A 10,118-nucleotide genomic window follows, 5' to 3' on the forward strand; every position below is an offset into this window, starting at 1 on the left:
AATTATTTAAATATTATTCTATCAAAAAAAAATATAAAAGCCAATAAAAAAACGAAAAAAAATAGGGCTAATGCCCTATCAAACTATAAAAACAGTATAAATATCATAATAATCAAGATAAAATAAGATAATATTCAAAAAAATGAATATTACCTTATTTAAAGAAAAAGATGTACTTGAATACAGATTTTCCACATTGGGCTGCCAGGGTAATTATCATTCAACAGAGAAAAATTTTACCACACCCGTTTTAACTGCAATGCAGCATAAATATCCTTATCATGTGCTCCCTTCTGCACCTGAGCTTCACCGTTTATAAACCAGCCATTGCCTATCTCCATCTCTCCTTCCAAGGCACATATCATGTGAGTTCTGTCTAATTCATTACTGAGAATATATTCCTTGCCATCATTGCCTGAATACCGGAATGCCAAGTCAGGATTATAACCGGAAAAGGCATGCTTCACACCAAATCTGATACCGTAACTTCCTTCGGCCAGATATCTTTTGAATTCAACTCCCAGCTGCCCGGCTAAATAAGTATTATTCTTTCCTGAAACCAGCTGATTATATATGCCTGCACCTGCTTCACTATAGCCATCCTGATGCAGCCAGGATAACTGCACATTGCCATATGGACTCACATGCCATATCTTATTGTCATTGGCATGGAAATCATATTTGTATTCACCGCCCAATTCTATTACACGACTGTTATAATTAGCCGAAGCACCAAGACCCAGTGCGGAAATGCTACGGTTAAGGCTGTTTCTCATATGTCCGTAATCCAGATACAGAAAGCCTTCAGCAGCCCCTTTGTTAAAGCCTCCATACACACCAACACGATAGTCAAAAATATTGCCTCGACTGTTATCGGATGCACAGCTTATTGCATTATAACTAATAAATCCACCAGCCCGCCAATACGGTGATACCTGACGGTCATACCCTCCGGTTATACCGGCAGCATGGTAGTTTGAACCAGCTGACAAATCGCCCCAGTTTTTAGTCATCTTCACCCATATATTGTTTTCCTGTGGTACGGCCAACTTCATTTCCACTTCAGGCTCTTTCCCACCATCTGTTAAATTGCTTACCGGAATTGCAACATGAACCGGCTTAGTAGCAAATGCCACACTCATACGGTCCGAAATAACCCTGTTGACCATTGTGCTCTGTTGGGCAATAGCCGTCATCTGCAATCCACCGTTTTCACCAATAGCACTAAGGGCCGCTTTTGCATCACTTGGATTCAAACTATACAATGACCGCATTTCATCCCTGCGTGAATCCCCTGATAATGACTGAAGCATATCCCTCATGGCATTGTATGTATCCAGCTGTTGGTCAGATATATCCCCAAGATTATTGGCCGCTGATACAGAAACACTGATATCATTACCGTCAATTGTTCCCTCACTATTGAGCATACCTGTAGCTGCAAAAGGTGTCCCTGCCGGATTTGTGATATTGCCATTCAATGTAGTGGCACTCAGTACAGCTGCATTTTCTCCCGGAAGCATATTTAAAAGAGATACCGTCGAACCTTCAATATTGGCTGTACCATTTACCTGTATAGTCCCCTTTTCGCCACCACCAAAGGCATTTATGATACCATCTGAATTAAGTGTTCCGTTTATGACCATATTTGAATCAGCAGCTTTTGCTCCGATTGTACCGTGGTTGATAAATTGACCGGTAGTTGTATCATACAAATCTACAGGTAATTTATCCGTCATACTGTTAACAGTATATTCACCACCTAAAAGCGCAGCATCCTTTGCCACCTGAACATTAACCACATCGGCAGTACCACCATAAACAAGACAGCCCTTGTTTACATTGACTTTCAGATTATCAGCACCAGTAATATTTCCATTGTATTCCTTATCATTTTCCATATTGAAATTTAATTTTGTTACAAGCTCAGGAATATAAACATCATATTCATAATTGGATCCACCATACTGTATGGATAATGTGTTAATATCGGAATCAGTAGTACTTCCGTCATAGCTGCCATCAGTATTAAAATGCTTCCAGTCTGAGGTAATATCACCATTAATAACTGCATTATCCAAAACATTTATATTCTGAACAAAGGCATTGCGACCAATATACACGGCATTTGCTGAACCGGACATCGTACCGTTGATATCAAATTTTGATATAAGTGGCCCATTAAGCTCATCAGCCTGAACATTATAGGTAAACTGATCCATGGAAGTAATACTGTAGTTATTGGCAGAAGATATGATTCCTAGGTCAGTATCAACACTGCGGATATAGCGTATATATGAACCTCTGTATTCGTCCGTTGCACCATTGGAGCTTGAACCAAAATTAAATTCAAAGGCATTGCCGGAATTCCCCGTTGCTGTTACTGTACCGTTATGCACTATAGACTGATCTCGGCCATAGGCTACCAGTACACCTTTACCATTGGTACCATCGGCCCGAATCGAAGTATCCTCAGGTATAACGAGAGTGTTTTTAATTCCATCTATCCTGACACCGACGGCTCCGGTACCAGCAGTCAGAATATTCCCGGACTGTGTTACTGTATTGCCTGAACCGTAAATGTGCAGACCAATTCCCAGAGGAACTGTGCTGTATACATCCTGCAGATAGGCAGTTCCATCCTCGTTACGGGCAAAATAACAATTGGTATTATTGATAATCCCATTGTTGCCATAAACGGAATGACCAAAATATGCCTCACGGTCTATTGTATAGCCCAAATCCTGCATTACAGCCAATTCAGCTTCCATAAAAGCAGTATAGTTACTGTAAGTCCTGTGGCTCATCATGCCTGTAGTCTGTAAATGTGAGCCTTCAAAATAATACTTTTGGTTTCCTTCCTGTTTTTCTTCCCATCCCTGTACCGGGATTCCTGATATTCCATCAAATGTCGCACCTGCCAGGGCATCAGAAACATTTTCTCCCTTAAAATAAAGTTTTCCCTGGGTACCGGAAAGGGATGCAGCGTTTAAGGCTGCATTATCAACGATAAAAAAATCACTTTTTTTCAATGAGGAATCAGCTGCCAATTTTTTATTAAATTCATCTGTGGTGATTATCTCCATGCCGGCCTTGGCATGATTACCATTTTGGTCATAAAGATGGGCGTTCCAGGAATCAACATCAGTTACATCACCGGAAAATTGTATAAGCCGTTCGCCATCATCCGTGACATATATCTTTTCGGTAGGGTTGCCCTTGTCGTCAATATACTGGGTAGCTGCAAAAATCCCCAAGGCATGTCCCATTTCATGACGGAATGTTCCAACAAAATCAACTGCCTGTTCATTAGTTGGCAATATAGTATCTCCATCCATCATATATCCATTGACACTTCCTGACCGGATTGCACCAAAATAACGGCCTATGGTGATTTCACTGAATCCAAAGTGTTCCTTGGATGTTCCATCAAGAACCAAATTTTGCTGCATTGTTCCCAGCTCTAAATCACCCTGCAAGAATTGCTGTACGTAATTTGCATCAGATTGATATCCTGTTTCACCATCGAAGGAAGTGGTATAGGCAGATGCATTGTTGTAGTTATCTTTTGTAGTGACATATATCTGCCATGGATGAGAATTCTTCATCCCCGGACCCAACATATCAGTCCAATAATGTACGCCCGAGAGTATACCATTTTTTGTTGCATTATCAATGGTAAATTCAGGAGCTTTCACCACAGTTTCCGCCTTTGGATTGGGTTCTGCTGCAGTAGGTGGTACAGTAATCGTCACCTCATCCCCTGACTCCAATAAGTTAAGCTCCACTACGGATTTATCATTATATGTAATTGTCTCTGTTGTTGATGCAAAGGCATAAGGCGCAGAAGCCAACCAAAGAGCAATCATTATTGATAATTTTTTACAACAATTCCTATTCATATTACCCTCCGTGAATTAATGTCATTTCATAATATGGCATCCATGCCATTCAGTTACCGAAAAAAAATATTGCCAATAACACTCAAAACAATACTGATTATTATGCAGGTCACAACAGGAAAATGAAAGGACCCGTTTTCTCCTGTATAATTAATGTCCCCGGGTAATCTGCCCAAAGGAAGATATCTGCCACCGAAATATATAATACACCCGGTAACCACCAGTATAATTCCCAATAGAATCAGCAATTTTCCCATATCGTTCATGTTGTTCATACCATCCCATAAAAGCAATGATGTATAGATATTATTTTTTATATTCTATCAGAAATAACATATATAAAAAATAGTTTGGTTAAATATTTTTTAGGTATAACGGAAAAGCCATGATTCATTTTAGTAATTATTATAACTGCAAAAAACATAAAACAGTGTTATAATATATAGGTATGACAAATTATTGGAGGATCAGAAATTGTTAAATTCAAATGAATATACAGATATAGCTCAAAAGGTGGATCAAGGTATCCGGTTAACCCGAGAAGATGGAATCCGCCTTTTTCATTGTAACGATATAGCCTGGTTGGGTGCCCTGGCAGACAGCGTCCGCAAAAAGAAATGTGGTGACATAGTTTATTACAATGTAAATTGTCATGTAAACCTCACCAACATCTGCACTTCACACTGTAAATTCTGCGCCTTTGGCCGTGACAAGGATGATGCGGGGGCCTATGAAATGACAAAAGAAAAGGCACTGTCAGTGGTTGAGGACGCCCTGCATGACCCAAATCTTGCCGGTCTTCATGTGGTAAGTGGTCTGCATCCCACCTGGAGCTTTGAGGATTATCTTGGGATAGTAAAGGCTATCCATGAAAAATACCCACAGCTGTATATAAAGGGCTTTACAGGAGTTGAAATCACCCACTTTGCACAGATTTCCGGCCTTTCAATAAAAGAAGTTTTGACACGCCTCAAGGAAGAAGCCGGCCTTCAGGCCATAGCAGGAGGCGGCGCAGAGATACTTTCTGATCGTGTACGCAATCAGCTTTGCCCCAAAAAGGCAACAGCAGACCAATGGCTGGAAGTTGCCAGGACAGCCCATCTTATGGGTATAAAAACAAATGCCAGCATGCTTTATGGTCATATAGAAACCATTGAAGAGCGTGTTGATCACCTGTTGAAATTAAGGTCGTTACAGGATGAAACCGGTGGATTCCAGACATTTATATGCTTCCCTTTCCTGCCGAAAAATACCGAGCTGGGACAAAAAATAAAACAGACCAGCATGTGGGATGATTTGCGCACCATGGCCATATCCCGCCTGATGCTGGATAATTTTATGAACATAAAAGCCTACTGGGTAATGCTTACGGTACCCGTTGCCCAGATTGCCCTTGGTTTTGGTGCCAATGATATTGATGGCACAATACACAAGGAAACAATCCTTCACGATGCCGGAGCCACAAGCCCAACCGCCTTGTCAGAAGACAGTATTATCCGTATTATCCGTGAAGCCGGAAGAATTCCGGCAGCCTGTGACTGCAATTTCAATATCTTAAGAAAATTTGAATGAGGTAATAAACTATGGATACAGCTACAGCAAACGCCAGAGCCAGGGCCGAAGCAGGCCAACGCCTTTCCCTGGCTGACGCACTTGCCCTTTATCATGATAATGACCTGCTTTTTCTTGCCGGATGCGCCAGAAGGATGAAGGAGAAGAAAAGTGGCCGCAAGGTATTTTATACTGTAAACCGACATATCAACCTGACAAATATATGCAAGGCCAACTGCCCACTATGTGCCTTCCAGGTGAAGGAAGGAGATAAACGGGGCTTTGTCCTTAAAGAGGCTGACATTGATAAGATACTAAAAAATGCGGAGAATATCCCAGAGTTATCAGAAATCCACATTGTCAGTGCACTGCACCCCGACAAGGATTTTAAATATTATCTGAACATCGTAAAGCAGGTAAGGAGGGCATTGCCCCAGGCAGATTTAAAAGCCTTCACCCCTGTGGAAATAGTAAACTTCAGCAAAATCAGTGGCAAGACCATCCGTCAGGTCTTGACTGAATTACAGGAGGCCGGTCTTGACAGCCTGCCTGGTGGTGGTGCTGAAATACTATCCCAACGGGTAAGGGAAATAATATGTCCCAAAAAAGCTACCAGGGATGAATGGCTTGAGGTAATGGAAACTGCCCACGGGCTGGGAATACGCACTAACGCATCAATTATGTATGGGCATATTGAAACCATTGAAGAGCGTCTACAACATCTGTTCACTATTCGTGATCTTCAGGATAAAACACATGGTTTTCAGGCCTTTATGCTGTTCCCCTTCCATCCTGCCAACACCGAGTTAGGCAGGGATTATGACCTGAAGCGGGTTGGTTCCTGGGAAGACATGAAAATGCTGGCCTTATCCCGCCTGATTTTAGATAATGTCGATCATATCAAGGCCTTCTGGATAATGCTGACCATGCCTATTGCCCAGCTTGCCCTTGGCTTTGGAGCTGATGATCTCGATGGTACAATCGGTGAAGAAAAAATCATTCATGCCGCAGGGGCTAAGACACATACAGGTATCACAAGGGCTGATCTTGAGCGCTTTATAATAGAGACCGGATACGAACCGGTAGAGCGAGACACTTTTTATCAGGAGGTAAATACTGATGCGCATAAATGAACAGCTTGGTATCCATATGCTGGAAAAAGGCGATCCCATCGAACTTGGTGCAAAGGCTGATGCAGCACGCCGCAAGCTGTTTGATGAGACAGTGACCTTTATTGTGGACAGAAATATCAACTATACAAATGTGTGTAAAAATGAATGCCGGTTTTGTGCCTTTTTCCGTCCAAAGGACCATAAGGATGCCTACCTCCTCACCCAGGAAGAAATATTGAAAAAAGTTAGTGAAACCGCTGAAGCAGGTGGCACGCAGGTAATGATACAGGGTGGACTTTATCCCGATCTGGGCCTTGATTATTACGAAACAATGCTCCGGGGAATAAAAAAACAGTTTCCTCAGATCACCATTCATTCCTTTACGGCTACCGAAATACAATACTTTGCCCAACAAGCCGGTCTTTCAATCCTTGACACTTTAAAAAGATTACAGGAAGCTGGACTGGACAGCCTGCCTGGCGGTGGCGCCGAAATCCTTGTAGATGAAATAAGAAAAAAAGTCAGCCCCAAAAAAATCATGACCGAAGATTGGCTTCATGTGATGGAATGTGCTCACAGCATTGGCATGGAAAGTACAGCTACAATGGTAATAGGCTTCGGTGAAACCATGGCCCAACGCATCGAGCATATGGAAAAAATTCGTCAGCTTCAGGACAAAACCGGTGGCTTCCGCGCGTTTATCACCTGGACCTTTCAACCTGGCAACACTCAACTTGGCGGCGAAAAAACCACAGGCTGGGATTATATGAAAACCTTGGCCGTTACCAGATTATATATGGACAATATAAAACACATCCAGGGCTCATGGGTAACTCAGGGCGAAAGAATAGGACAGCTCACCCTGGGCTTTGGTGCTGATGATTTGGGCAGTATAATGCTGGAGGAAAATGTTGTCCGGGCTGCCGGTACACAATATGAAATGTCAATCAACAAGATGGCAGATATGATTCGTGGAGCCGGCAAAAAACCTGCCCAGAGAGATACCGAATACAATGTTATTAAACGGTTTTAATTGAAAGGAACAGCCATGACAGATATTAAAATTCCGGCAGCGGATTATGCTATAGTAGGTGGATCCGGAACATTATCCAGTGATTTCCCTGCCAACATTCCTGATATAGATGTAAAAATATTAGCCGATAATCTGCGTTTTGAAACGCCTTATGGACAGAGTCCGGCCTTTCGCTTTTTCTCAGTAGGCGAAAAAAAGGTTCTCACCGTGAAAATGCATGGATGGCGCAGCGGAGTAACCAGGGCCGATGCATCCAGGCAGGTGTTCTGGACTTTCCGTGAAGCCGGAGTAAAGCGCATCATATCCGAGGGAGGTGTTGGTACTGTAAATAAGCTTCTGGATTTAAGGGATTTCATCATCCCTGATGATTATCTGGACTTATCAGTACGCAAGGATGTCATGCTTGATGGCCGATACCTCCTTGTAATGCGTGATGCCCTGTGCCCTGAGCTTCGCGAGGCTTTGATTGCAGCTACCAAAAAGCGTTTTGCCGGGCGCATTTTCACCCGTGGTACCTATGCAGTAACCGATGGACGACACTTTGAAAGTCCTGCTGAGATAGCTATGCTTAATGGACATGCTGATATTGTTGGTCAAAGCATCGCTCCGGAGGTTTATCTGGCCAGGGAAATTGGTGCCTGCTATGCAGGACTGTATTTTACTGTAAACTATGGTGAAGGCATCCGGGAAAAATGGTCTCACCATGACATGTCTGATATTTTCTATGATGATGCACCAATGATAGGTCAGATCATTTTGGAAACCATCCGCAATGTGGACGCAGAAGAACGCAATTGTGAATGCCTGTCCCTTAGAAAGGAAACCCTGCTAAAGGATGTATACAATGAAAGCTCCTCTAAAGGATGAGAACAACTATCAAGCTTCAATAAAAAAAATCGTTTCCCTGAGGAAACGATTTTTTTATTTCAAATATTTTCTTCCAGAATTTTCACTGCTGCCGACAAGGTTTTTCCGATAGGCTCCCTGATTACCAGCTCCGAACGATTATCTGCCCTTGTCTGTGACTTATTAATCAGTATGAGGTGATTTCCGGAAAAATAGTCAATTAAACCGGCGGCTGGATATACTATCAGCGAAGTACCCCCTACAATCATTGTGTCTGCCTTGGAAATAGCCTCTACTGCCTGGGACAGAACATTGTTATCCAGGCCTTCTTCATAGAGAACAACATCAGGCCTTACTATACCTCCACAATCCTCACAGTGAGGTATTGGAAGGGAGTCCTCCTCCAGGGCATATTCCATTGGATAAGACCTGCCACAGGTCATACAGGACCATCGAAGACTTGAGCCATGCAGTTCATAAACCTTATTGCTGCCGGCCAACTGATGAAGTCCATCTATATTTTGTGTTATAACAGCCTTTAAAATACCAAGCTTCTCCAGCCTGGATAGGGCATAATGCCCTTCATTGGGTTTTGCCTTAATGAACATCATTCGATTGCGGTAAAAATCGAAAAATTCCTCAGGATGTTTCACCAAAAAACTGTGGGAGGCCATTTCCTCAGGAGTAAATTCCTGATTGAGCCTCTGACTGTATATTCCCCCGGCACTGCGAAAATCAGGGATACCGGATTCCGTTGACATTCCGGCTCCACCAAAAAACACGAGATTTTTACTTTCTTTTATGATTTTAGCCAAAATATTAACATCATTCATACCAGAAGCCCCCTTCCCTAACTAAAAACCTTCTGGATATCAATGAGATATGCAGAAGGTAGCTTTTAAGATTGGTAATCCCTTAAGGAGATGCTGTATCCTGCGGCCGGCATCTCCTTACAAGGATTACTGTAGAAACTGTTTCACGCCCATAAAGCAAAAATACAATCCCTGATGTAAAGCATAATTACTTTTGCGTGTTCTATTTGACTCTATAATCGTAATTTTTTTAACAAATGATAAGTAAATGAAAAAATTTTAATTTTTTTCTAAACTAAAAGCTCCCATGTATTCTTGTATAATCAATTATCAATGAAGCCGGCCGAACATCACAGCCAACAGTTATTATCTTCACCCCTGCCGCCTCTGCCTCTGCCAGGGCTTCGCCAAAGGCAGGATGTGTCTCAACATTTGGTCGTACCTCACAGACTAAGGGCATTTGTATAACAAAGGCTATTCCCGCATTGATACCTTCCTTTTGGGCCTTTATAAGCTCATGAATATGCTTTACTCCCCGCTGAGTCGGTGCGTCAGGAAAATATCCTATCCCCTCACGCTCCAGGGTACAGCCCTTTACTTCAAGGAGATATCTTTTACCGGAACGCTCCATATAAAAATCAATTCTTGACTGCCCATAAGTGTATTCCGGTTTTATAAGGTCAAAGTCCTGTTCTGACAGCCATTGATGAATAATCTTATTAGGGGCCTGGCTGTCTATATTTATCAGCCCAAGACCGTTTTTTTCCACTGTTACAAGATCATAGCGGGTTTTTCTGTTGGGATTATCGGATTTAGCCAATACCACTTTAACCCCGGGTATCAACAATTCCTTACAGCGACC

Annotated in this window: 8 protein-coding genes; 4 read left to right on the forward strand and 4 right to left on the reverse strand. The window is 42.3% G+C overall.

What is annotated here, in order from left to right; genetic code table 11:
- Window positions 1-236: 236 nt before the first annotated feature.
- Entirely contained in the window at window positions 237-3,902 is a 3,666-nt protein-coding gene (locus K6C05_RS08605) for an autotransporter outer membrane beta-barrel domain-containing protein (protein WP_296733683.1), read from the reverse strand.
- 53 nt (window positions 3,903-3,955) lie between these two features.
- Window positions 3,956-4,177, reverse strand: a complete 222-nt coding sequence (locus K6C05_RS08610; protein WP_296733685.1) for a DUF2905 domain-containing protein — start codon at window positions 4,175-4,177, stop codon at window positions 3,956-3,958.
- A 199-nt stretch (window positions 4,178-4,376) separates the two neighbouring features.
- Between K6C05_RS08610 and mqnE the strand changes: the two genes are divergently transcribed.
- From mqnE to K6C05_RS08630, 4 genes are read left to right on the forward strand one after another with little or no spacing between them, the layout of a single operon-like run.
- Window positions 4,377-5,474, forward strand: a complete 1,098-nt coding sequence (gene mqnE / locus K6C05_RS08615; protein WP_296733688.1) for an aminofutalosine synthase MqnE — start codon at window positions 4,377-4,379, stop codon at window positions 5,472-5,474.
- Window positions 5,475-5,485: 11 nt separating this feature from the next.
- A complete protein-coding gene (locus tag K6C05_RS08620) occupies window positions 5,486-6,586 on the forward strand; it encodes a CofH family radical SAM protein (protein WP_296733689.1) in 1,101 nt (366 codons plus the stop codon).
- Window positions 6,573-7,598 carry a cyclic dehypoxanthinyl futalosine synthase gene (gene mqnC / locus K6C05_RS08625; protein ID WP_296733693.1) on the forward strand — a complete coding sequence of 342 codons (1,026 nt, stop codon included), beginning with the start codon at window positions 6,573-6,575 and terminating at the stop codon, window positions 7,596-7,598. The genes K6C05_RS08620 and mqnC overlap by 14 nt, the downstream gene beginning before the upstream one ends.
- Before the next feature lie 15 nt (window positions 7,599-7,613).
- Entirely contained in the window at window positions 7,614-8,465 is an 852-nt protein-coding gene (locus K6C05_RS08630) for an MTAP family purine nucleoside phosphorylase (protein WP_296733696.1), read from the forward strand.
- A gap of 59 nt (window positions 8,466-8,524) precedes the next feature.
- Here K6C05_RS08630 and K6C05_RS08635 read toward each other — a convergent pair whose 3' ends face one another.
- Together K6C05_RS08635 and sfsA are read right to left on the reverse strand one after the other, a co-directional pair.
- On the reverse strand, window positions 8,525-9,277 hold the full coding sequence (locus K6C05_RS08635) for an NAD-dependent protein deacylase (protein ID WP_296733701.1): 753 nt from the start codon (window positions 9,275-9,277) through the stop codon (window positions 8,525-8,527).
- Between the two features lie 274 nt (window positions 9,278-9,551).
- Window positions 9,552-10,118 (reverse strand): DNA/RNA nuclease SfsA (gene sfsA / locus K6C05_RS08640; RefSeq protein ID WP_296733703.1); only part of this gene is annotated, 567 nt, incomplete at its 5' end.

Origin of the sequence: Anaerovibrio sp. (assembly GCF_024697385.1) — a bacterium.
GTDB lineage: Bacteria > Bacillota > Negativicutes > Selenomonadales > Selenomonadaceae > Anaerovibrio.